Annotated in this window: 25 protein-coding genes; all 25 read left to right on the plus strand. The window is 31.2% G+C overall.

All coding sequences use genetic code 11. The features are described 5' to 3' along the window. Nucleotides 1–40: 40 nt before the first annotated feature. Nucleotides 41–1,003, plus strand: a complete 963-nt coding sequence (locus KQI42_RS14790) for a SurA N-terminal domain-containing protein (RefSeq protein ID WP_216520994.1) — start codon at nucleotides 41–43, stop codon at nucleotides 1,001–1,003. Nucleotides 1,004–1,145: 142 nt separating this feature from the next. Beyond that, nucleotides 1,146–1,697: a stage V sporulation protein T gene (gene spoVT, locus KQI42_RS14795; protein ID WP_216520995.1), complete on the plus strand. Its 552-nt coding sequence runs from the start codon at nucleotides 1,146–1,148 to the stop codon at nucleotides 1,695–1,697. 118 nt (nucleotides 1,698–1,815) lie between these two features. Next, on the plus strand, nucleotides 1,816–3,426 hold the full coding sequence (locus KQI42_RS14800) for a putative polysaccharide biosynthesis protein (RefSeq protein ID WP_216520996.1): 1,611 nt from the start codon (nucleotides 1,816–1,818) through the stop codon (nucleotides 3,424–3,426). Nucleotides 3,427–3,449: 23 nt separating this feature from the next. Beyond that, on the plus strand, nucleotides 3,450–4,901 hold the full coding sequence (gene yabN, locus KQI42_RS14805) for a bifunctional methyltransferase/pyrophosphohydrolase YabN (protein ID WP_216520997.1): 1,452 nt from the start codon (nucleotides 3,450–3,452) through the stop codon (nucleotides 4,899–4,901). Between the two features lie 105 nt (nucleotides 4,902–5,006). After that, nucleotides 5,007–5,285, plus strand: coding sequence for an HU family DNA-binding protein (locus KQI42_RS14810; protein ID WP_216520998.1), 279 nt, complete (start codon nucleotides 5,007–5,009; stop codon nucleotides 5,283–5,285). A gap of 42 nt (nucleotides 5,286–5,327) precedes the next feature. After that, entirely contained in the window at nucleotides 5,328–5,570 is a 243-nt protein-coding gene (locus KQI42_RS14815; RefSeq protein WP_216520999.1) for an RNA-binding S4 domain-containing protein, read from the plus strand. Nucleotides 5,571–5,640: 70 nt separating this feature from the next. Further along, nucleotides 5,641–5,919, plus strand: coding sequence for a sporulation protein YabP (gene yabP / locus KQI42_RS14820; protein ID WP_216521000.1), 279 nt, complete (start codon nucleotides 5,641–5,643; stop codon nucleotides 5,917–5,919). A 17-nt stretch (nucleotides 5,920–5,936) separates the two neighbouring features. Continuing rightward, entirely contained in the window at nucleotides 5,937–6,404 is a 468-nt protein-coding gene (gene yabQ / locus KQI42_RS14825; protein WP_216521001.1) for a spore cortex biosynthesis protein YabQ, read from the plus strand. A 46-nt stretch (nucleotides 6,405–6,450) separates the two neighbouring features. Beyond that, nucleotides 6,451–6,771 (plus strand): FtsB family cell division protein, encoded by a 321-nt coding sequence (locus KQI42_RS14830; RefSeq protein ID WP_216521002.1) that lies wholly within the window; start codon nucleotides 6,451–6,453, stop codon nucleotides 6,769–6,771. Between the two features lie 88 nt (nucleotides 6,772–6,859). Next, nucleotides 6,860–7,279, plus strand: coding sequence for a S1 RNA-binding domain-containing protein (locus KQI42_RS14835; protein WP_216521003.1), 420 nt, complete (start codon nucleotides 6,860–6,862; stop codon nucleotides 7,277–7,279). A 329-nt stretch (nucleotides 7,280–7,608) separates the two neighbouring features. After that, the gene (gene spoIIE / locus KQI42_RS14840; RefSeq protein WP_216521004.1) at nucleotides 7,609–9,951 is read left to right on the plus strand and encodes a stage II sporulation protein E; all 2,343 of its coding nucleotides are present in this window, start codon (nucleotides 7,609–7,611) and stop codon (nucleotides 9,949–9,951) included. A gap of 77 nt (nucleotides 9,952–10,028) precedes the next feature. Further along, nucleotides 10,029–10,715, plus strand: coding sequence for a vWA domain-containing protein (locus KQI42_RS14845; RefSeq protein WP_216521005.1), 687 nt, complete (start codon nucleotides 10,029–10,031; stop codon nucleotides 10,713–10,715). An 8-nt stretch (nucleotides 10,716–10,723) separates the two neighbouring features. Next, nucleotides 10,724–11,587, plus strand: coding sequence for a protein kinase domain-containing protein (locus tag KQI42_RS14850; protein ID WP_216521006.1), 864 nt, complete (start codon nucleotides 10,724–10,726; stop codon nucleotides 11,585–11,587). Between the two features lie 17 nt (nucleotides 11,588–11,604). After that, nucleotides 11,605–12,993, plus strand: coding sequence for a tRNA lysidine(34) synthetase TilS (tilS, locus tag KQI42_RS14855; protein WP_216521007.1), 1,389 nt, complete (start codon nucleotides 11,605–11,607; stop codon nucleotides 12,991–12,993). Nucleotides 12,994–13,014: 21 nt separating this feature from the next. Further along, nucleotides 13,015–13,551 carry a hypoxanthine phosphoribosyltransferase gene (hpt, locus tag KQI42_RS14860; protein ID WP_216521008.1) on the plus strand — a complete coding sequence of 179 codons (537 nt, stop codon included), beginning with the start codon at nucleotides 13,015–13,017 and terminating at the stop codon, nucleotides 13,549–13,551. An 80-nt stretch (nucleotides 13,552–13,631) separates the two neighbouring features. After that, nucleotides 13,632–15,446, plus strand: coding sequence for an ATP-dependent zinc metalloprotease FtsH (gene ftsH, locus KQI42_RS14865; protein ID WP_216521009.1), 1,815 nt, complete (start codon nucleotides 13,632–13,634; stop codon nucleotides 15,444–15,446). A 333-nt stretch (nucleotides 15,447–15,779) separates the two neighbouring features. Continuing rightward, complete coding sequence (locus KQI42_RS14870) at nucleotides 15,780–17,066, plus strand: dicarboxylate/amino acid:cation symporter (RefSeq protein ID WP_216521010.1); 1,287 nt, start codon at nucleotides 15,780–15,782, stop codon at nucleotides 17,064–17,066. A 39-nt stretch (nucleotides 17,067–17,105) separates the two neighbouring features. Continuing rightward, nucleotides 17,106–18,461, plus strand: a complete 1,356-nt coding sequence (locus tag KQI42_RS14875; RefSeq protein WP_216521011.1) for an aspartate aminotransferase family protein — start codon at nucleotides 17,106–17,108, stop codon at nucleotides 18,459–18,461. Between the two features lie 11 nt (nucleotides 18,462–18,472). Continuing rightward, nucleotides 18,473–19,324 carry a beta-keto acid cleavage family enzyme gene (locus tag KQI42_RS14880; RefSeq protein ID WP_216521012.1) on the plus strand — a complete coding sequence of 284 codons (852 nt, stop codon included), beginning with the start codon at nucleotides 18,473–18,475 and terminating at the stop codon, nucleotides 19,322–19,324. A gap of 42 nt (nucleotides 19,325–19,366) precedes the next feature. After that, nucleotides 19,367–19,714, plus strand: coding sequence for a DUF3870 domain-containing protein (locus KQI42_RS14885; RefSeq protein WP_216521013.1), 348 nt, complete (start codon nucleotides 19,367–19,369; stop codon nucleotides 19,712–19,714). 270 nt (nucleotides 19,715–19,984) lie between these two features. Further along, entirely contained in the window at nucleotides 19,985–21,664 is a 1,680-nt protein-coding gene (locus tag KQI42_RS14890; RefSeq protein ID WP_216521014.1) for an acyl-CoA mutase large subunit family protein, read from the plus strand. A gap of 20 nt (nucleotides 21,665–21,684) precedes the next feature. After that, entirely contained in the window at nucleotides 21,685–22,080 is a 396-nt protein-coding gene (locus KQI42_RS14895; RefSeq protein WP_216521015.1) for a cobalamin B12-binding domain-containing protein, read from the plus strand. A gap of 19 nt (nucleotides 22,081–22,099) precedes the next feature. Continuing rightward, entirely contained in the window at nucleotides 22,100–23,035 is a 936-nt protein-coding gene (meaB, locus tag KQI42_RS14900) for a methylmalonyl Co-A mutase-associated GTPase MeaB (RefSeq protein ID WP_216521016.1), read from the plus strand. 11 nt (nucleotides 23,036–23,046) lie between these two features. Then, entirely contained in the window at nucleotides 23,047–23,448 is a 402-nt protein-coding gene (gene mce / locus KQI42_RS14905) for a methylmalonyl-CoA epimerase (protein ID WP_216521017.1), read from the plus strand. A gap of 27 nt (nucleotides 23,449–23,475) precedes the next feature. Next, on the plus strand, nucleotides 23,476–24,842 hold a 1,367-nt coding region (mmdA, locus tag KQI42_RS14910; protein WP_216521018.1), incomplete at its 3' end, for a methylmalonyl-CoA decarboxylase subunit alpha.

Consider the following 24,842-nt stretch of genomic DNA (forward strand, 5'->3'; position numbering starts at 1 on the left):
TGAAATTAGGCTTACTAAATAGATAGAGAGGATGTTATAATTGCTTAGATTAAATAATAAGAGATTTATAATAGTTACAGTACTACTTACTATACTAACATTAGCTATAAGTGGATGTAGTAAAAAAGAAGAAGGTATTGTGGCTAAAGTTAATGGCGAGAGAATTACTGATGAAGAGTTTGACACGGACTTTCAAGTATTTAAAAAACTTTATGAAAGACAATTTGGTGAAGAAGCTTTATCCCAAGTGGGAGAAGATGGCAAGACTTTAGGCGAAACTTTAAAGGAAAATATAGTTGAAAAATTAATTGTAGAAAAGCTTGTAGGTAAAGAAGCTGTTAATATGAACATTAAAATAACAGATGAAGAGTTAAAAGAGACATTAGATGAATATATAAATGGTATGGGTGGAAAAGAGAAATTTGATGAATTTTTAAAGAATAATGAATTGACGGAAGAATTTTTTAAAGATAATCTAAGAAAAGAACTTTTAATTGAAAAGCATAAAGAAACTTTTTTAAATGAAACTACTATTTCTGACAAAGAAGGTAAAGATTATTTTGAAAAAAATAAGGATCACTTAGTTGTAGTAAAAGCTAGTCATATATTAGTTAAAACTGAAGAAGAAGGCAAAAAAATATTAGATAGACTTAAAGCAGGAGAAGATTTTGCAAGTATTGCTGCTAAAGAATCCATAGATTCTGCATCTGCTGTACAAGGTGGAGATTTAGGTTATTTTACTAAAGGAAGTATGATTAAGGAATTTGGAGATGTGGCTTTTTCTTTAAAGAAGGGTGAAACTAGTGATTTAGTTAAGACTGAAGTAGGATATCATATTATATATTTAGAAGATAAGAAAGATACCTATGAAGAGTTAAAAGATGATGTTATTTCTATAATGAAGGAAGAAAAATACTTTAACAAAATTCAAGAGTTAAGAGATAAAGCAGATGTAAAAATATATTTAGATACTAAAGATACCAAAGATACTAAGAAGAAATAAGTAAAACCCTTATAGGAAAATAATTCTATAAGGGTTTTACTTAATGTAAATACTTTAACCTAACTTTACATAGATGTATAAAAATTTCCTTTTAGTTAAATAATAATCTCACAATTATTATTACTATTTAAGGAGGAGAAATATGAAAGCTACTGGGATAGTTAGAAGAATAGATGATCTAGGTAGAGTAGTAATTCCTAAAGAAATAAGAAGAACCTTAAGAATAAGAGAAGGAGACCCTTTAGAAATATTTACTGATAGAGAAGGTGAAGTAATACTTAAAAAATATTCTCCAATAGGGGAATTAAATGAATTTTCTACAGAGTATTGTGATTCTCTTTATGAAACTACAGGACATATAGCTATTATATCTGATAGAGATACTATAATAGCCATAGCTGGAGGTTCTAAAAAAGAATATTTAGATAAAAGAATTAGTCCTGAACTAGAAAAGTTAACAGAAGGCAGAAGTACTTATATAACAGATGAAAATAATCAGCCTATAAAGTTATCTTATGAAGATACTAGTCAAGAAAAATATACAGCTCAAGTGATAACCCCTATAGTAATGCAAGGGGATCCTATTGGAGCCGTAATACTTATGTCTAAAGAACCTAATGTGACTATGGGAGAATTAGAAATAAAGCTAACAGAAACAGCAGCAGGATTTTTATCTAAACAAATGGAAAGCTAAGATAAGCCTACCCAAATGGGTAGGCTGTTTAATTTATTCGGCTGTGATATAATATAGTATTATTTAAAGTACAGTTTTGATATAATGTACTAGGTATTATATTAGGGGAGGAAAGTGTATGTCGAAGGATAATAACTTTTTAAAAGGTGCAGCTATATTGGGAATGGCAGGCGTAATAGTAAAGATTCTCGGAGCTATTTATAGAATTCCTATTAGTAATATAATAAAATCAGAAGGAATGGGTTATTATCAAACCGCCTATCCTTTCTATGTTCTATTACTAACTTTATCTACAGCAGGATTTCCAGTAGCTATAGCTAAATTGGTTTCAGAAAAAAGAGCTCTAGGTGATTTTAAAGGAGCCCATAAAGTTTTTAAAGTTGCTTTAGTTGGGTTGTTAATAGGAGGAATATTAACTAGTGTGTTTGTATTCTTTGCAGCAGAAAATATTGTAGAGTCTCTAGGCAATAAAAATGCGTATTACTCACTAATAGCTTTAGTACCTGCTCTATTCTTTGTGCCTATTATGGCAGCATTTAGAGGATTTTTTCAAGGTAGGCAGGCAATGACTCCGACTGCTCTATCTCAAATTTCAGAACAGTTATTTAGGGTTATAGCAGGGTTATTTTTTACCTATTATTTATTAGATAAGGGTATACCTATAGCTGCAGGAGGAGCTTCCTTCGGTGGATCTGTAGGAGCTATGGTAGGAGCCTTAGCTATTGCTTTAATTTATTTGTACAGGAGAAAAGATATATTAAAAGAAGTAAATGAAAGTATAGTTACAGAAGAATATGGTGTAAGTAAGATAGTGAAAGATTTATTAGTTATTGCAATACCCATAACTATAGGGTCAGCTATTGCACCTATTATGGATACTATAGATGCAGCGTTGGTATTAAAAAGACTTCAATCCATAGGATATACAGAGTTAAATGCAAATGATATGTATGGTCAGCTTAAAGGATTAGCTCAAACTTTAATTAATTTACCACAAGTTTTTTCTATGGCTTTAGCTATTAGTTTGGTTCCGGCCATATCTCATTCTAGTGTAAGAAAAAAGAAAAAAGAAGTTCAAAGTATTATTTCCTCAGGGATAAGAGTTACTTTACTTATAGGTCTGCCTTGTGCATTTGGATTATTTGTTTTAGCAAAGCCAATTATAAGATTATTGTATTTTAAAAATACTATAGAAACTTTAAATAGTACGGGAGAAATATTAGCTGTTTTATCATTTGGAGTTATATTTTTAACATTAGTGCAATCTTTAACAGCTATATTACAAGGACTAGGAAAGCCTTTAGTACCTGTAATAAATTTGTTTATCGGAGCAGTAGTAAAGGTAATATTAACTTTTACTTTAACTGCGATTCCTAGTATAAATATTAAAGGAGCAGCTATTAGTACAGTTATTGCCTATGGTATTGCTAGTATATTAGATTTAATTAGTGTAAAAGTTTATGCTGAAATAAAATTAAATACAAAGGATGTATTTATAAAACCATTAATATCAGCTTTATGTATGGCAGTAGCAGCTAAGATAAGTCATTTGTTGCTTATGAGCATCATTGGGGATAAATTGGCAACAATAATAGCTATAATTATAGGTGCTCTGGTATATTTAGTACTTCTACTTATAACAGGATCAATAACTAAAGAAGATTTAAGTTTATTACCTAAAGGAGATAAGATAGGTAAAAAACTTGAAAAAATTAGGTTTATGAAATAAGTTTTTATACAAAGGAGAATAATATGGGAAAGATATATGTAGTTGGATTAGGACCTGGTAGTATAGATTCCCTTACTTTAGGAGCTGTCGAAAGGATCACTAGTGGGGATAAAAACTATTTAAGGACTGAAAAACATCCTACAGTTCAATACTTTAAAGATAAAAATATCTTATATAAATCTTATGATTATGTTTATAATGAAGAAGAGGACTTTAACAAAGTTTATGAATATATTGTGGAAGATTTGATTAAAGAATCTAAGAAATATGAAGCTATAAACTATTTTGTTCCAGGAAATCCTTTGGTAGCAGAAAAAACTGTAGAATTATTATTGAATAAATCCTTAGAAATGGATATAATATCTGGCATGAGCTTTATTGAACCTATGATTGAACTAGTAGGTAGAGATCCTATTGATGGCTTAAAAATTATTGATGGTGCTGATTTTAATAGTCTTATGGTAGATATTAATGTAGACATAATTATTACTCAAGTGTATAATTATAGAATCATATCAGAAGTAAAACTAATACTATCAGAAATATATGGAGATGAATATGAAATTTATTTAGTCCATAATGGAGGAATAAAAGATGAGGAAAAACTTCATCATATTCCTATATATAAATTAGATAGAATAGAAAATATTGGAGCTTTAACTAGTATATATGTACCTAAAATGGGCAGAATAAATAAAAAAATCCATGACTTTAATGATTTGGTGGCTATAATGAAGCTATTAAGAAGTGAAAAAGGTTGCCCGTGGGATATGGAACAGACCCATGAATCTCTTCGTCAATATGTAATAGAAGAAGCTTATGAGGTAGTAGAAGCCATTGATAATGATGATGTAGAAGAACTTATTGAAGAACTAGGAGACTTACTTTTACAGGTTCTTTTTCACTGTCAGATTGCTGTTGATGAAGGAGAATTTAACCTTTATGAGGTAACGTCAGATTTAGGAAATAAATTAATTTATCGACATCCTCATGTTTTTTGTGAAAAAAAAGTAGAAAAATCTAATGAAGTAGTATATAATTGGAATAAGCTAAAGTATGCAAAGAGGGAGATTACTAGCTTTAGTGACAAATTAAAAAATATACCAAGACTCCCTTCTTTAATGAGTAGCTTTAAAGTGCAAGAAAAAGCTGCAGAAATTGGCTTTGATTGGAATAGTGTAGATGGAGCACTTGACAAAGTAATTGAAGAGTACAAAGAAGTAATTGAAGCCATCAATGACTTTGGAGGTGGTGATAGAAGAACAGAAGAAGAACTGGGGGATTTGCTCTTTGCTGTAGTCAATGTTTGTAGGTTTTTAGATGTAAATCCTGAAGTGGCATTAAATAGGACAGTGAATAAATTTATTCACAGATTTGAGATTATGGAAGAAAAGAGCAAAATAATAGGTAAAAAATTAGAAGAAATGACCCTAGAAGAAATGGATGAACTATGGAATGCGGCAAAGGATACATAAAATTTGACAAAATGATAAAAACTACACACTGAGAAGAAGGATTTTTAGAATTAATATAGAATAAAAGAAATAAGTTAAATACAATGAAATGAGGAGGAATTAATTATGAACAAAGCTGAACTAGTTGCTAGTATTGCAGAAAAAAGTAATTTAACTAAGAAGGATGCAGAAGGTGCATTAAATGCATTTATGAAAACAGTAGAAGAAGCATTAGAAGGAGGAGACAAGGTACAACTTGTTGGATTTGGTACTTTTGAAGTTAGAGAAAGAAAAGCTAGAGAAGGTAGAAATCCTAGAAATCCAGAAGAAGTTATTAAGATACCAGCTTCAAAAGCTCCTGTATTTAAAGCAGGTAAAGCATTAAAAGAAATTGTAAACAAGTAAAAATCAGGTCTTTGACCTGATTTTTTTCTTAGGGGGGATTTAATGAGAGTTGATAAGTTTCTCAAGAACTCTAGAATTATAAAAAGAAGAACTATAGCCAAAGAAGCCTGTGAGCAAGGAAGAGTATTTATTAATGAAAAGCAGGCTAAACCTGGTGACGAAGTTAAAATAGGTGATATAGTCAAGATTAACTTTGGGACAGGTTCTATGAAGATAGAAGTTTTGAATGTAAGCGATAATGTGAAAAAAGATGATGCATCAGGATTATATAAAACTATAGAATAAAAAAGGCTTTTGTAATAAAAGCCTTTTTTTATTCATAAATATAAGTAAAGGAAGTACTGGGGGGATTAAAGTGAGTGAAAACAAGGTAATCTTTAAAAACCAAAATATTATTATTGAAGATAGAAATAAAATGACTGTAACAGGGGTAGAACAGGTAGAAAGCTTTAATGATAATACCATAATTCTTTCAACGATTAAGGGTGGAATGACTATTAAAGGAGAAGGACTCAATATTAGTAGATTAAATTTAGAAGATGGTAGCGTAAAGATAGATGGGGCTATTAATGGAGTATCCTATACTGGAAAGGAAGCCACATCAAAGAATTTTATTGGAAAAATATTTAAGTAATTTTTGGTGGGATTAAAATGGACAATACTTTAAAATTAGAAGCTTATATATTTTTAACATCTATATATGGAGGATTAATAGGAGGCTTAGTATATGACATATATAGGGTTATGAGATATTATTCTAAGCCTAAAAAGTTAGGAACTTTTATTGAAGATTTTTTGTTTTGGATAGGAATGGCTTTAATATTTTTCTATGTTCTTATAAAGAGTAATTGGGGAGAAATAAGAGGGTATATTATTTTAGGATTTATTTTAGGAAGTTTTGTATATATTAAGATATTAAGTAAGGTAGTTTATTCAATCTTGATAAAAGTATGTAAGTGGATTTTAAAAGGAACCAATAAAATTATAAAAACAATTAAGTTTCCTTTCTCTTATCTGAAAAATAAGCTGTCACCTAAAGTTAGAAAGATTAAAAGAATTCCTCTAGAAGCTGTTAAGGAAATAAAGAAATATAAAAAGATAATTTCTCAAAAGAAATAGAGGATTTTTTAAACTTATGTAGAATAAAAAAATAGGTGGTGGTGTTATGGCAAAGAAGAAAGGGAAAAAAAGATTTAAATTGAAGCATTTAATATTTTGTTTCCTATTTCTTTATGTTTCCCTTATATTTGTAAATCAAAAAAAACTGATGAAGGAACTTGAAGCCAAAAAGATGCATAAGGCTTTAGAAGTGGAAAAACTAGAAAAAGAAATAGATGGGCTGAATAAGGAAATAAAAAACAGCGACTCCTTAGAATTTGTTGAAAAGATAGCTAGAGATGATTTAGGCATGGTTAAACCTAGAGAAATTATCTATATTGATAAAAATAGAGATACAAATCCTTTTAGAACCTTTAAGAAGAGGTAGAATTCACTGACATCCGTTGACATTAAAAGTATTCTAATATATACTTAAGGAAGAATATTATTTATTATTAAGGAGGAATTATTTATTTATGCCCGTAGCTGTTGGAGAAGTAGTTGAAGGCACTGTTACAGGGATTACTAATTTCGGTGCATTTGTGCAACTACCAGAAGGAAAAAGTGGATTAGTTCATATTTCTGAAATATCTCATGACTATGTAGAAAAAGTAGCGGATTATTTAAAAAAGGATCAAAAGGTAAAGGTAAAAGTCCTTTCAATTTCAAAGGAAGGGAAAATTAGTCTTTCCATAAGACAAGCTAAACCAAAAACTAATAAGCCAGTAGAAATTGAATGGGGCAAAACTGATGATAAGCAAAAGTTTATGTCCTTTGAAGATAAACTTTCTAAATTCTTAAAAGATAGTAATGAAAGACAAGACCAATTAAAGAGTAGAGAAAGTAAAAGGGGATATAGCCCAAAAGGTCGTAAAGGTGGCAGTATGGATTCATAAAACCGGATTTATCCGGTTTTTTTATTTTAAGTTAAATTAAAGAATGGATTAATATTAATTTAAGTAAGTTGAAAAATAGAGATATACTCCACGAATAACAAAATAATACATTAAATAATAAATCATCTACTTAGGCTTAAAGCCTTTTAATATCAGACTTTTACCTTTAAAGAATATTACGTGAACTTTTAAAAAAGTGCTTTAACGTTATAGAAAATAGCCATATTTTATGTCAGAAAGTTTTGGGATTTACATACCTATAATTGACAAAATATTAATCCCCCTTTTGTTATCATATTTTTAAAGAATAAGAAATAGGGGTGATTTTTATGACTAGAACGGAAACCTTATTATCTAGAGGAAATAAGTTGAATCTAGAAATTGGGCTTAATAAAAGTGATGTGCTTACTATCTTTTTAGGATTCTTTCTAGGGAGGGCAAACATATTAGACAAATTAACACCTTTTGGTATTGCATTTCTTTCTGCTTATATCATAATGAAAGAAGTAAATATTTATCTTCTAATATCTATATTATTAGGTACTTTTACTTTCCAAGGTTTTAAGGGTTTTACTTATCTGGTATCAAGTGTACTAATTATAAGCTTTTTTAAAATGGTTAAAGAGGACAAGGATTATTCTTTAATAAAATCTGCTATTATATCTTCTAGTATCTTTACTGTAACAAAAATTTTATTCTTATTTTTAAATAAAAACTTTTTTATATACGATTTATTCTTAACTTCTTTTGAAGGTATAGTTATTTTTACTATGACTTATATTTTTTCTTTTAGTATACCTTTAGAAGCCATGAAAGATAGAAAGCTTAATAGTGAGAAAATAATATGTACTTTTATAACTTTAGCTTTAGTTTTATCTGGATTTAGTAAATTGTCAATTTTAGGTATTTCCATAAAAAATATAGTGAGTACTATTTTTATACTTTATTTTAGCTACAGCCAAGGAGCTTTTATAGGAACGAGCATGGGTATAATTTTAGGCATGGTATCCTATATATCTCAACCAGAAATGCCTTTTATAATTGCCATATATGGGGTGGCGGGGTTACTATCAGGAGTGTTTAGAGATTTAGGTAAAATAGGATCCATTCTAGGATTTGTTCTTGGTAATGGAATAATAAGTTTTTATATAAGTGGATTTGGTACAAGCTTTGTAGACTACAAAGAAATAATAATTTCTATAATCTTTTTTATATTCTTTTCTAAATATATAGATGGAAGTATTACTGAGATAATAGAAATGGATTTTGATATAAAGAAGGATTATGCTCATAAAAAAGATGAGCTTACTATAAAAAACTTAACTCGTGTATCTAATTTATTTAATAGTTTGAGTGATACTTTTAAAGAATCTGCCAATGAGAGGGACTTATATTCTGTTATGGAAGTGTATGGTTTAGTAGATGGAGTAGCTAATGGTGTATGCAACAAATGCCCTAACTATAAAAGCTGCTGGGAATCCAATTATTATACTACTTATTACAGCTTTTTTAACTTGGTTAGTTTAATGGAAGTAAATAGTGAAATAGATGAAGAAATGATTCCTTCTGGTATAAAAAATAATTGTATCAATCAAGAAGAAATTATAGAAAAGATGAAAAGATTTTATGAATTGTTTAAATTAAATCATAGTTGGAAGACAAAATTACTTGAAAATAGGATTTTGGTTGCAGAACAATTGGAAGGCTTAGGCAAGGTAGTGGAAAATCTTATTAATGATATTTACAAGAATCCTACTTTTAATGAAGATCTAGAAGAAATTATATATAAGGATTTAAGAAATAATAGAATAGACGTTTCCAGTGTTGCTGTGGCTCAATTAGAAAAGAATGACTTTGAAGTATTCATAGATATTAATAACGGATCTAAACAGGAAAATAATAGGCAGAGAATAACGAATATAGTTTCAAATACATTGGGAGTTCCTCTTACTAGTGATTTTACCCTTAGTAATATAAGGGAAGAAAGGCAAAGATTTAAGCTAATAAGGAATAATAGGTATAGTGCTCTAACCAAGATGGCTTCTATGCCTAATTCTGAGGATTGTATATCGGGAGATAACTATACTTTTGGTGAAGTAGAAAATACTTATTTTTCAGCCTTGAGCGATGGTATGGGAATTGGGAAAAAGGCTAATATAGAAAGCAGTATAGCCATAAATTTATTAGAAAAATTTATGGAGGCCAATGTAGATAAAAAGGTTATCTTAAAAACTATAAATTCTATTTTAAGAGCTAAATCTAACGAAGAAATATTTACAACATTAGATCTATCTTTTATAGATCTATATACAGGAAAACTTCAGATGATTAAAACAGGGGCACCTGCTACCTTTGTCAAAAAGAAAGATAGGGTAGAGATCGTAAATACTCAATCATTACCAGTAGGCATATTAAAAGATGTAGATTTTAATATTTATGAAGAATATATAGAAGATGGAGATATTATTATTATGATGTCTGATGGTGTGCTAGAGGCTAGTAGAGATATAGAGAATACAGAATTGTGGATGAAAGAAATTATTATGAGTATTGATAGTATTAATCCTCAAGTAATAGCTAATAAAGTCCTTGAAAGAGCAAAAGAAGCTAGTGTAAATAATATTAGAGATGATATGACGGTTCTGGTTACAAAGGTATGGAAAAATGTTTAGGGAGAATTTTCTCCCTTTTTCCATGTATATTACCCTTAGTTATGTTAATAATCCTTAAAAGAAAGGAGATGGGTAATATGCTAAATCAAATAATTTTAATTACTGATGGAGAGTCTAATGTAGGAGAAAACCCAATTTTAGCGGCAAAGAGTGCTAGGGAAAAGGACATTAGAGTAAACACTATAGGAATTATTGATAACAATAAAGAAGCAATGGAGGAGTTAGAAAGTATTGCTGAAGTAGGAGGAGGAGTTTTTGAGGCTACTCACTTAAGAGATCTTTCAGAAGCTTTAAGTAAGGTGACAATAAAATCTGTTTATCAGACTATAGAAGAAGTGGTAAATAGTGAACTTAAAGAGGTAATGGATTTAGATATGAAGGAACTCAATCCTACAGAAAGGACTAAGGTTTTAAAGATAATAGATAGGCTAGGAAACGAATCCAAGTTAAAATGCCTAATTTTACTAGATGTTAGTGGCAGTATGAAACATAAAATTGAAATAGCTAAAAAAAGTATTTTTGAATTAATTACGTTTTTGAAGGAAAGAAAAGGAGTTACTGAAGTAGGGCTTATGGTTTTTCCAGGAGAAGGAAGCTACTATGAACTATTATGGAATTTTACAGAGGAGTTAGATGAAATAAGAGAAAAAACTAATCCAATTATTACAGGAGGTACTACCCCTACAGGACCAGCTATAGAAGGTGCTATTTCTATGTTTTGCGAGGAGTTAGAAGATTATTCTATTTATGAACATATAGTTTAGGTGATTTGATGTTGATAAAAGGTAAATGGAATGGAAATGGGTATCAAGTAATTGGATATATTGGGAAAGGCAACTTTGGTACTGTCTATAAAGTAAAGGATACTAAAGGAAATATTAGGGCGTTAAAACTATCCAAAGATACCTTTTCCATGACCAATGAATATGAAGGAATGAAGAGCTTAAAGAACTTATTTCATATACCTAAGGTTTATGATTTTGATGATTGGGATACAAGAGGAGACTTACTTCATTTTATTGTAATGGATTATATTGAAGGAAATAACTTGAGGGAGCTATCACAGATTAATAAGCTTTCAAAAAAAGAAATATTTAAAATAGGCTATCTATTATTAATAGTCTTAAAAAAAATAGACAAATTAGGTTATAGATACACTGACATTAAACTAGAAAATGTTATAATAAATAATAGAGGAAAATTATTTCTATTAGATTTAGGCAGCTTGATATTAAAGGATAGCATTACTAAAGAATATACCCCAACATATAATATTAATTCTTGGATAATGGGGTTTTCTGCTACCAATGAGACAAGCATAATTTTTAGTGTAACCATGATTATGGTTAGTTTATTAGGAAATAAAGAGTTTAATCCTATGGCATATAGTTTGGAAGATGTAGTTTCATGGGTAAACAATTTGAATTTAAGGAAAGAAGAAAAAGATTTTTTGATCAAAGGACTAAGAGGAAAGTTTCTATATTTCAATAATTATACTAGCCGACTATTATCTCTCACTGTTGACAAAGGCAAAGATAATAGATATAGTTTATACAAAATTGATTTTTTACTTATGGCTAGTATTGTTTTTTTTATATTTACTTTAGTACTAGGATATATAAAGATTATTCTATAGATGTTTAGGTGATGGATATGAGAGAAAAAGTACTAAAAACTATTTTAGAACATAGACTAATTGAAGAAGAAGATAATATAGTTGTAGGAGTTTCAGGAGGGCCAGATTCTATGGCTCTACTTTATGTTTTGCTGGATATCAAGAAAGATATAAGATTTAATATATACATAGCTCATGTAAATCATGGGGTTAGAGGAGAAGATGCTTTAAAAGATGAAATCTTTGTTAAGCAAATTTCTGAGAAATTAAATTTACCTTATTATTCTAAACGAGTAAATATGAATTTATATGCAAAAGAAAAAGGAATTTCTTCCGAAGAAGCTGGTAGAGAACTGAGATATGGGTTCTTTAGGGAAATTTTACCAAAAGTTGGTGGAGGGAAAATTGCAGTGGCTCACAATATGAATGATCAGGCAGAAACTCTTATTATGAGATTTTTAAGAGGAACTGGTATTGATGGGCTGAAAGGCATGGAATTTAAAAATGAAGATATAATACGTCCAATATTGGGTATAGAGAGAGTGGAAATAGAAGAATATATATTTAAAAATAATATTGAAACTGTTCTTGATAAGACAAATTTAGAACCGATATATAGTAGAAATAAAGTTAGATTAGAGGTAATACCTTACATAGAGGAGAATTTTAATCCCAATATAATAAAGACTTTGTGGAGAACTTCTCAAGTTTCAATCCTTGATAGTGAATTTCTTGAAAATTATTCCGAAAAAAGATACAATATATTAGTGAAAAAAGCAGACAAACATAGTATAATTTTAAATGGAAGTCTGTTCTCAAAGGAACATAGAAGTATTCAACAGAGAATAATAAGAAATTGCATATATAAAATTAATGAGAGTTTACAAGGGATTACTGAGCAACATGTTTCATCCGTAATTAATCTTTTTGTTGAAGGGGGGACAGGAAAAGAAATTCATTTACCTAATGATATAATAGCTAAGACAAGCTATGAGGATTTTATATTGGAGAAGAGCAGTGAGAAGAAAGAAAAAATAGATTATTCCTATAAAATTGATTTATATAAACCTACATGTTTAATGGAGTTAGGTTGTTCTTTTAATATTAAAATTCTTCCTATTGAAAAAATAAAAATTAGGTATAAGGATAGGTTTATTAAGTATTTAGATTTTGATAAGATCAAGGGAAATTTATATATAAGAAGTAGGCAAGCTGGAGATCGGTTTGTTCCCTTCGGTATGAGTGGGACGAAAAAGCTTAAAGATTATTTCATAGATGAAAAGATTCCAAAGGACCTAAGGGATAAGATACCATTGATAGTAGATGAAGAAAATATTTTGTGGGTAGTAGGTTATAGAATAAATGACCTGTACAAAATCACCAAGGACACAAAAACGGTTTTAGTAATGGAATATAATAATGTTTAGGGATAATGAAGGAGGATTAAAATGGAGGACATAATAAAAGAAATACTAGTTAGTGAAGAGGACATAGAAAAAAAGGTGAGGGAGTTAGGTAAACAAATTACTAAAGACTATAAAGATAAAAACTTAATGTTAGTAGGCATACTGAAGGGAGCTGTAATATTTATGGCCGAGTTGGCTAAGAGCATTGAGATGCCAGTATTAATGGATTTTATGGCAGTTTCTAGTTATGGTAAGTCTTCTACATCTACAGGTGTAGTTAAAATAATTAAGGATTTAGATTTTAGTGTAGAAGATAAGGACATATTAATTGTAGAAGACATTATAGACACAGGATTAACCTTAGCCTACCTAACAGATAATTTAAAAAAGAGAGGAGCAAGAAGTGTAAAAATCTGTACACTTTTAGATAAACCAGAAAGAAGAAAAGTAGAAGTACCTGTAGATTATAGAGGGTTTAGTATTCCTGATGACTTTGTAGTAGGATATGGACTAGATTATGCTGAACAATATAGAAATTTACCTTATGTAGCAGCATTAAAAGAAGAGGTTTATAGCTAGAGCGTATTATTGTAAATTTTATTAAAATGTGTTATAATTTTAAAATATTATCTACCCATTTACAGAAGGGAGGACTTGGATTGAGAAGGTTTTTTAAAGGTATAAGTTTTTATTTACTTATACTAATCATAATAATTTTTGTTGTAGAGATGGTTGGAACAGATGTAGATCCTGTAAAGGAAATGGATGTAACAGAACTAGTAGAAAATTTAAAAACTGACAAAGTTGAAAGCATCAAGATGGTAGGGAATACGGTTCAAGGAAAATTAAAAGATAATACTCAGTTTACAACTAGATTGCCTGAAGAAATTAGGACAACATTTTATACAGATTATCTTAAAGATCTAGTAGATAGTAAGGCAATTAGTAGCTATAGTGCAGAACCAGAACCTAGTACCCCTTGGTTTATTGAAATGATACCAACTATACTGTTACTTTTAGTATTTGTAGTATTCTGGTTTGTATTTATGCAACAATCCCAAGGTGGTGGAAATAGAGTAATGTCCTTTGGGAAAAGTAAAGCTAGAATGCACAAAGAGGAAGACGGAAAGGTTATTACCTTTAAAGATGTAGCAGGATTAGAGGAAGAGAAAGAAGAATTAAAGGAAATAGTGGACTTTTTAAGAAGTCCAAGAAAGTATATTGAAATTGGAGCAAGAATTCCTACAGGTGTTCTTTTAGTAGGACCTCCAGGAACAGGTAAGACTTATTTAAGTAAAGCTGTAGCAGGTGAGGCAGGAGTACCTTTCTTCACCATTAGTGGTTCTGATTTCGTAGAAATGTTTGTAGGGGTTGGAGCCAGCAGAGTTAGAGATTTATTTGAGCAAGCTAAAAAGAATTCTCCTTGTATAGTGTTTATAGACGAAATAGATGCTGTAGGTAGAAAAAGAGGAGCAGGACTTGGTGGAGGCCACGATGAAAGAGAACAAACACTAAATCAATTATTAGTGGAAATGGATGGTTTTGGAACCAATGAAGGCATAATTGTTATGGCAGCAACTAATAGACCTGATATATTAGACCCAGCATTACTTCGTCCTGGTAGATTTGATAGACAGATATATGTTGGATTACCAGATATAAGAGGTAGAGAAGAGATATTAAAGATTCATACGAAAAATAAACCTTTAGATTCAGATGTAGACTTAAAAGTCGTAGCAAAGAGAACTGCAGGGTTTACACCAGCAGATTTAGAAAACTTAGTGAATGAATCAGCTCTTTTATCTGCAAGACATAATTTAAAGACAATACCAATGCATTTAATAGAAGAAGCTTCGATCAAAGTAGTAGCAGGACCTGAAAAGAAAAGTAGAGTTATCAGCGAAAAAGAAAGAAGACTTACTGCTTATCATGAAGCAGGTCATGCAGTGACTGCAAGATTACTTCCTAATACTGATCCAGTTCATATGGTAACCATTATACCTAGAGGAATGGCAGGAGGATTTACAGCCTATGTTCCAGATGAGGATAGGAACTATATGACAAAAGGACAAATGGAAGATAAATTGGTTCAATTATTGGGAGGTAGAGTTGCAGAAGCTCTAGTATTAGATGATATAAGTACTGGCGCTCAAAATGATATAGAAAGAGCCACAAAGATTGCTAGACAAATGGTAACTCACTATGGTATGAGTGATAATCTTGGACCAATGACTTATGGTACTGATGATGAAGAAGTATTCATAGGTAGAGACTTTGGAAGAGCAAGAAACTATAGTGAAGAAGTAGCGGCTGCTATAGATAAAGAAATGAGACAATTAATAGATAAAGCTTATAATATGGCGGAACAACTATTAAAGAATAATATGGATAAACTTCATAAAGTTGCAGAAGCTTTATTAGAAAAAGAAACATTAGATGGAAATGAATTTGAAGAAATATTTGTTGGAGTATAAGGTAGGAAATCCCCTTTAGGGGGAGCCTACCTTTTTATTTGTTGTAGATGAAGTTTATACACATGAACATTTAATTCAATATAAAGAATTTTCAAAATAATGCTTTACAATAATACTGTATTTATATATAATGTAAATATAAATTACTAAGAATATATTAAATTTGCAAGTTACTGCTTTATTTGTGGCGGAATGGTGACCCTATTTTGCAATGCGAATAAAACCCAGTGCTAATGGCATTTTATTGCCATTAATGCTGGGTTTTTTATGTTCAAAGAAGGGAGGGGAGTTAGTAGTATTACTAAAATAAAACCAAAAAGAGGAGGTATATTAATGTCAAAACCGAGAAAGCTGAAATTGCTTCACAAGATTTTCATCGGACTATTTTTAGGTATTATAGTAGGTGCCATTTTATCAGCAGTAGGTAATGATGAACCTTTTGTCGTTGGTTTATTACCATGGCTAGGTCTTCTAGGTGACGTATTCCTAAGACTTATTAAAATGGTAGTAGTTCCTTTAGTTTTATTCTCAATAATTAGTGGGGTTTCCAATCTTACAGAAATCAAAAAATTAAGAAGCATTGGAACAAAGACAATAATAATCTTTTTTCTAACAGGTTTTCTTTCAATAGGCACTGGTATTTTAATGGCTAATATATTTAAACCTGGTGCAGGATTAAATATTGCTGAATTAGGAGCTGGAACAGTTGAAATGAGAGAACTTCCAACTGTATTTGATTCAATATTGGGATTATTTCCAGCTAATATATTTGAATCACTTACCCAAGGCGAGATGCTTCATATTATTTCCTTTGGTATTTTCATTGGAGCTGGGTTATTGCTTATGGGTGAAAGAGCAGAACCTATTGTTAATTTAGTAGATAGATTATCAGAAATGATGTACAAAGTAGTAGACATTGTAATACAATTTACACCGTTTGGAGTATTTGGACTTATGTCAAAAGCTGTAACAATATTTGGAGTGGGTATATTTGGCCCTGTATTCAACTTTATCTTAGTTGATTATGGAGCAAATATTTTTAATATAGTAGTATGGTACTCACTAATATTATATTTTATAGCTAAGGTAAATCCCTTAAAATTCTACAAGAAAGCATTTGAACCTTGGGCTATAGCATTTAGTACGTGTAGTAGTGCTGCAGCTTTACCGGTGACAATGAAAGTGGGCACTGATAAGATAGGGATTCCAAAGGAAACAGCTAGCTTTATTTTGCCCTTAGGAGCTACAGCTAACATGAATGGTACGGGAATTTATTTTGGTATTGTAGTAATGTTTGCTGCTCAGTTATACGGTATAGAAATATCATTTAGTCAGCAAATAATGTTAGTTTTAACAGCTACAATGCTATCTATAGGGTGTGCTGCTGCACCTCAAACAGGACTTATTATATCCATAGCCCTATTAACAGGTCTAGGGATTCCATTGGATGGTATAGCATTGATAGCAGGTGTATATAGAATAGTAGATCAAATCCATACATCTACAAATGCTTTAGGAGATTTAGTGGTAGGAGTTACTGTATCATCTTTAGAAAAAGATCTAGATAGAGAAGTATTTAATAATAGTGATTTGTTGGCAGTAAAGAGTCAAGCTAGCTAAAACTTAATATAAATAAAAATATTACAAGGGGGAAGTATAATGAGTTTAAATAAAGCGCCAAGGAATAATGTATTTTATAGGAATCAAAATTGGATGTACCCTCGAATCGAAAGGGGAGAAGGAATATATCTGATTGGGGAAAACGGAAAGAGATATATTGATGGATGTTCGGGATCAGCAGTTGCCAATATAGGTCATGGAAATAAAGAAATTGCTCAGTTTACTAAGGAACATATTGAAAGAATTGCTTTTACACATTTGTCCAGATGGACAGTTGATTCAATTGAAAAATGCGCTAAAAGAATTGCATCTTGGTGTCCAGAAGGATTAAGCCATGTATATTTTGTATCAGGTGGTTCTGAAGCAACCGAAACTGCTATGAAAATGGCAAGACAATATTTTGTTGAAAGAGATGGAAAAACAAACAAGTGGAAAATTATATCCAAATGGAACTCTTATCATGGCGCTACGTTAGGGTCTTTATCTATGACAGGAACCATTGGTAGAAGAAAAATATATGATCCTTTATTAGCTAGTTTCCCGAAAATTAGTCAGTTTTATCATTATAGAAACCCGTGGGGAGCAAAATCTTTGGAAGAAACAAGTATACTTGCTGCCAAGGAACTAGAAATGGAGATTCTTAGCCAAGGACAAGATAATGTTGCTGCGTTTATTTCTGAACCAGTGGTAGGATCAGCGGCACCAGGTTGCCATCCTGAAAAGATTTATTTTGATATGGTAAGAGAAATTTGTGATAAGTACGATATTTTATTTATAATGGATGAAGTTATGGCGGGCTCAGGTAGAACGGGAAAGAAAATGGCATCAGATCACTTTCAAGCAAAACCAGATATTCTTGTTGTTGCTAAAGGTCTAAGTAGTGGATATACCCCAATAGGTGCAGCTGTATGTACAACTGAAGTTTTTGAAACAATTATGGTTAAGGGATCGGGTAACTTTATTCATGGACATACTTATGCTGGTAACCCGTTATCTTGTGGAATCGCTGATAAGGTTATGGAAATCATTGAAAGAGAAAATTATATAGAAAATTGTGCTATTCAAGGAGAGTATTTAATCAATAAGTTAGATGAACTTTATAAGTATCCTATAGTAGGAGATATTAGAGGGAAAGGGCTCATGATAGGTATAGAATTTGTTAAGGATAAGGAGACAAAAGAACCATTTGATTCATCTGTTAATGTAAAAGGAAAAATTACTCTTAACTGTTTAGAAGAAGGTCTAGTTCCATATCCAGGTGGAGGATCAGTTGATGGAGTACGAGGAGATCATATATTATTAGCTCCACCAATAAATATAACTAGAGAAGAAGTAGATCTATTATATGAAAAATTAGAAACAGCTATTAAGAAGTTATCAGAACAATTATTCTAGGAGGGAATAGAATGAGTTATAGAAAAGAAAAATTAATTATAACCGTAGCTTTAACGGGAAATGTTCCTACTAAAGAAATGAATCCAAATACTCCCGTTACAGTAGATGAAATAGTTGAAGATATCATTAGATGTAAAGAAGCTGGGGCATCTGTAGCTCATATTCATGTGAGGGATCATAAGGGAGAACCAACTTGTGAAAGACATTTATATAAAGAGATATTAGACAAATTAGAAGAAAGAGATTGTGATATTATAACACAACTATCTACTGGAGCAAGAGGTGGAGGAAATACAGCCGAATGGCGTGGGCAGATGTTAGATTTAAACGCAGAAATGGCAAGTTTATCTACAGGCTCATCCAATTTTCCTTCACAAGTAAATGCTAATTCTTTTGAATTAATAAGGGAATTAGCTGCAAAGATGTATGCTAACAATATTAAACCTGAAATAGAAGCCTTCGATTTAGGCATGATAGATAATTCTTCTTATTTATTAAAAGAGGGGGTACTTAAGGCGCCATTACAATTCAATCTAGTAATGAATGTGAGAGGATCAGCAAAAGGTACACCAAGAAATCTTTTACATATGGTTGAATCCTTACCAAAAGGTTCTACATTTACTGTATCAGGAATTGGGGCAAGTCAAGTGCCCATGTTAACTATGGCTATACTATTAGGCGGTCATGCTAGAACAGGATTAGAAGATACAATACTTTATGATAAAGGAGTATTAGCTACTAATATAATGTTAATTGAAAGAGTAAAAAGAATTGCAAAAGAATTAGGAAGAGAAATAGCAACACCTGATGAAGCTAGAAGAATATTGGGTATAAAGAAAGTTGAGGAAGGCTACGCACTTTAGTGTAGCCTTTTTATAAACTAATATTTAGAAAGGATGTGGACAATGAGAGAAGTAAAAGACTATGGTCCAGATACTGTATATTTTGTTTCTTATTCAAAACTTCCTGAGGATATTTCTGCTACTTATGTACATAAAGTAGTAGGAGTAGGTTTTCTAATTAATACAAAAACAGGTATTATAGAAGATGTTATGGTAACTTTGATTTCAGACTTGTGTAAAGATTTCTTAGCATATTTAATGATAGGACATAATATTGAGAGAGACGGTATAGATGAACTTATCGAAAAAGTGGATAAACGATTCTTTGGTTCTTCTCAGAAAGCCATAATCGTAGGTATTAAGGGAGCCTATGCCAAATATATACAATGGAAGCAAGCAAATAGGGGCTAAAATATAAGATATTAATAATATGCTATAAAATTCAATACTAATGAATGTTAATTTCATTAGTATTGTTCTGTATGCACATTATTAAAAAAATAAATTATACATATAAATTTGAAATAATTTTAATATATTTATAAAGATTATGCAATATTACATTCGTTTTTCAAATATATTGAAATATATGTTGCAAAATTCTACTACTTATTACTATAATAGACTATGAAGAGAGCTTTATAAAGAAAACTATGCTTTACCAAATAAGGAGGTAAAAAAATGTTTGATGATAAAAAAATTGAAGATATTAAAGCTTCAGTTGATCAATGGGAAAAAAACAAGGTTGAGAAAGCTCTGGCTAAGTTTCCAGAAAGAAAAGAAGCCTTTGTAACGGGTTCTAATATTGAAGTTAAAAGGTTATATACGCCTGCGGATATAGAGGCTTTAGATTATAATGAGGATCTAGGTCTTCCAGGAGAATATCCATTTACAAGGGGAGTTCAGCCTACCATGTATAGAGGTAGACTATGGACTATGAGACAATATGCTGGCTTTGCAACGGCAGAGGAGTCTAATCAAAGATATAAATATTTATTGGAACAAGGACAAACAGGTCTTAGTGTTGCTTTTGACTTACCAACACAAATAGGTTATGATTCAGATCATGGACTAAGTGAAGGAGAAGTTGGAAAAGTAGGAGTTGCCATAGATTCTTTAAGAGATATGGAATTATTATTTGACGGAATCCCTTTAGATAAAGTAAGTACATCTATGACTATAAATGCTCCAGCAAGCGTTTTACTTGCCATGTATATAGCTGTTGCAGAAAAACAAGGAGTCTCAAAAGATAAATTAAGAGGAACCATTCAAAATGACATACTAAAGGAGTACATAGCAAGAGGAACATATATATTTCCACCAGAGCCATCTATGAGATTAATAACCAATATTTTTGAATATTGTTCAAAAGAAGTACCTAAATGGAACACTATTAGCATTAGTGGTTACCATATTAGAGAAGCAGGATCTACTGCAGCTCAGGAAGTAGCGTTTACTTTAGCTGACGGTATAGCTTATGTTGATGCAGCTATTAAAGCTGGTTTAGATGTAGATGATTTTGCTCCAAGATTATCCTTCTTCTTCAATGCTCATAATGATTTACTAGAAGAAGTAGCTAAATTTAGAGCGGCAAGAAGAATTTGGGCTAAAATAATGAAAGAAAGATTTAAGGCTAAGAGTGAAAAATCAATGATGTTAAAGTTCCATACTCAAACAGCAGGTTCTACTTTAACGGCTCAACAGCCAGATAACAATATAATAAGAGTTACTATTCAAACTCTAGCTGCAATTCTTGGAGGAACTCAATCATTACATACTAACTCTAAAGATGAAGCTTTAGCATTACCAACAGAAGAGTCTGTAAGAATAGCATTAAGAACCCAACAAATAGTAGCCTATGAAAGTGGTGTAACGGAAACTATAGATCCGTTGGCAGGATCTTATTATGTAGAAAGTCTAACAAGTAAAATAGAAGAAGAAGCTTATAACTATATTGAAAGAATAGATGAATTAGGTGGAGCACCTAGAGCAATAGCTAAAGGATATATACAAAAGGAAATTCAAAACAGTGCTTATAAATATCAAATGGAAGTTGAATCCCAAGAAAGAATTGTTGTAGGGGTGAATAAATTCCATATAGATGAAACAGATAAGAAGGATTTATTAAAAGTAGATCCAGCAGTAGAAAAATTACAAAGAGAAAAATTGGAAGCTTTAAGGTCTGAAAGAAATAATGAAGAAGTAGAAACAACTTTAAAGGTATTAAAAGAAAAGGCAGAAACAGAGGAAAATCTAATGCCATTTATATTAGATGCAGTTAAGGCTTATGCTACACTTGGAGAAATCTGTGGTGTATTAAGAGAAGTATTTGGTGAATATGAGCAATCTGTAATATTATAAGAAAATGAGGAGGCATAAAAATGGAAAGACCAATTAGAGTATTGGTAGCTAAACCGGGATTAGACGGTCATGATAGAGGAGCTAAAGTAATTGCTAGAGCATTAAGGGATGCAGGTATGGAAGTTATATATACAGGTCTTAGACAAACACCAGAACAAATAGTAGCGGCAGCAATTCAAGAAGACGTGGATGTAGTAGCTATGAGTATTTTATCAGGAGCACATAATCACTTATTTCCTAAAGTAGTTAATCTATTGAAGGAAGAAGGAGCTGACGACGTATTAATAATGGGTGGAGGAGTTATTCCAGAAGATGATATACCTTTCTTAAAGGAATCAGGAATAGAAGCTATATTTACTCCAGGAACACCAACAAAGGATGTTATAGAGTTTATTGAAAACAACCTAAAAAGATAATAATAGGTGGTGTTTTAAGTTGAACATTGAAGAGAGACTTTTAAAAGGTGACAAAAGAGCTTGTGCCAGATTAATAACTATGGTAGAAAACAATGATAAGGAATCCATAGATATAATAAAAAAATTGTATAAATATTCAGGGGGGGCTTATGTAATTGGAATTACTGGCCCTCCAGGCAGTGGTAAATCTACATTAACAGATAGATTAACTAAGGAGCTAAGAAAACAAGGGAAAAAGGTTGGAATCGTAGCCATAGATCCTACTAGCCCCTTTACAGGCGGTGCCATTCTAGGTGATAGAATTAGAATGAGTGATCTTGCCTTAGATAAAGATGTATTTATAAGAAGTATGGGGACTCGTGGCTCTTTAGGAGGTATGTCAAAAGCTACTTGGGCTGCTGTAAAGGTTCTTGATATATATGGATGCGATTATATATTCATTGAAACTGTAGGAGTAGGTCAATCAGAGATTGATATTGTAAAAATGGCAGATACGGTACTTATGGTAATGGTTCCTAATTTAGGAGATGATATTCAAGCTATTAAGGCAGGAATAATGGAAATAGCTGATGTATTTGCAATTAACAAATCTGACTTAGATGGAGCAGATAAAACACAGGTAGAAATTGAAATGAACTTAGATTTAAACGAAAAAAGAGACTATCGTCCTCCAGTAGTGAAGGTATCAGCAGGGCTAAATAAAGATATAGATGTACTTTTAGAAAAGTTATTTGAACATAAAGGATATTTAGAAGCAACTAATGAGTTAGAAAAAATAAGGACTAGAAATAATAAGTTAGAGATATTAAAGTTGGTTGAAGAAGAACTAATGAATTTAATAATTGATAGAGCGGTAAAAGAAGATTTGATAGAGGATTTATCTAAAGAAGTTACATTAAGAACTATAGATCCTTATACAGCCAAGGATAAAATAATAAGTTTAATTAATAAATAGGAGGTTATGGAATGGTTAGCAAAGTAGATCATATTGGTATCGCTGTTAAAGATTTAAATGAAACTTTAAAGTTTTATGAAGAAATACTTGGTATTAAATGTGTTAGTACGGAAGTTGTAGAAGAGCAAAAAGTTAAAGTTGCTTTCTTACCCATAGGAGATACAGAAGTAGAATTACTTGAGTCTACAGAAGAAAATGGTCCAATAGCTAAGTTTATCGAGAAAAAAGGTGAAGGAATCCAACATATAGCTTATAAAGTAGAGGATATAGAAAAGACCTTAGAAGAATTAAAGGCAAAAGGTATTAAATTAATAGATGAAAAACCAAGATATGGTGCTGGTGGTGCTAAAATTGCATTTTTACATCCAAAATCAACTTTTGGAGTTTTAATAGAGCTTTGCCAAAGAGATTAAGGAGTAAATATAAAAAGGAGGGTAAAAATGAAGGAAAAAATTGAAACACTCCTAGAAACCAAGAAAAAAATAGAACTTGGCGGTGGAGAAAAAAGGATTGAGAAACAGCATAAATCTGGTAAGCTAACAGCAAGAGAAAGAATTAATCTATTACTAGATGAAGGAAGTTTCGTTGAAGTGGATAAGTTTGTAGAGCATAGATGTACAAACTTTGATATGGAAAAAGTAGAAGCTCCTGCTGATGGTGTAGTAACTGGATATGGTACAGTAAATGGCAGATTAGTTTTTGTTTATGCTCAAGACTTCACAGTATTAGGTGGTTCTTTAGGTGAAATGCATGCAGCGAAAATATGTAAAGTGCAAGAAATGGCTATTAAAATGGGAGCACCTATAGTAGGATTTAATGACTCTGGTGGTGCAAGAATTCAAGAAGGTGTAGATGCTCTATCAGGTTATGGGAAAATATTTTATAACAACACTATAGCTTCAGGAGTTATTCCTCAAATATCAGTAATAATGGGACCTTGTGCAGGAGGAGCAGTTTATTCTCCAGCTTTAACCGACTTTATTTTCATGGTAGATAAAACTAGTATGATGTTTATAACAGGTCCTCAAGTAATTAAATCTGTAACAGGAGAAGAGGTTACACAAGAGGAATTAGGAGGAGCTAATACTCACAACAAAGTAAGCGGTGTAGCTCACTTTATGGATAATACAGAAGAAGAGTGTATTACTAGGATTAAAACTCTATTAAGTTATTTACCTTCAAATAACTTAGAAGAAGCACCAGTATATGATACTAATGATGAAATAAACAGGTTAGAAGAAAAATTAAATGAACTTATACCGATAAATCCTAATAAGCCTTACGATATGAAAGAAGTTATTAAGTTATTAGCTGATGAAGGAGAATTCTTTGAAGTTCAACCTTATTTTGCACAAAATATTATAACTGGATACATAAGATTAAATGGCAAGACCATTGGAGTAGTAGGAAACCAACCTAAGATATTAGCAGGATGTTTAGATATAAATGCTTCTGACAAAGCAGGAAGATTTATAAGAACTTGTGATGCCTTTAATATTCCGCTTCTTAACTTAGTAGATGTTCCGGGATTTTTACCAGGAACAGATCAAGAATATGGTGGAATTATTAGACATGGAGCTAAAATGCTTTATGCCTATAGTGAAGCGACTGTTCCTAAAGTTACACTAATAGTTAGAAAAGCTTACGGTGGAGCATATCTTGCTATGTGTAGTAAAGACTTAGGAGCAGACCAAGTATTTGCATGGCCAAATGCAGAAATTGCAGTAATGGGTCCAGATGGAGCAGCTAATATAATATTTAAAAAGGATATTGAAAACTCTAATGATCCTATAAATACAAGACAAGA

The sequence above is a fragment of the Tissierella simiarum genome (genome assembly GCF_018917865.1).
In the GTDB taxonomy this organism is placed as follows: domain Bacteria; phylum Bacillota; class Clostridia; order Tissierellales; family Tissierellaceae; genus Tissierella_C; species Tissierella_C simiarum.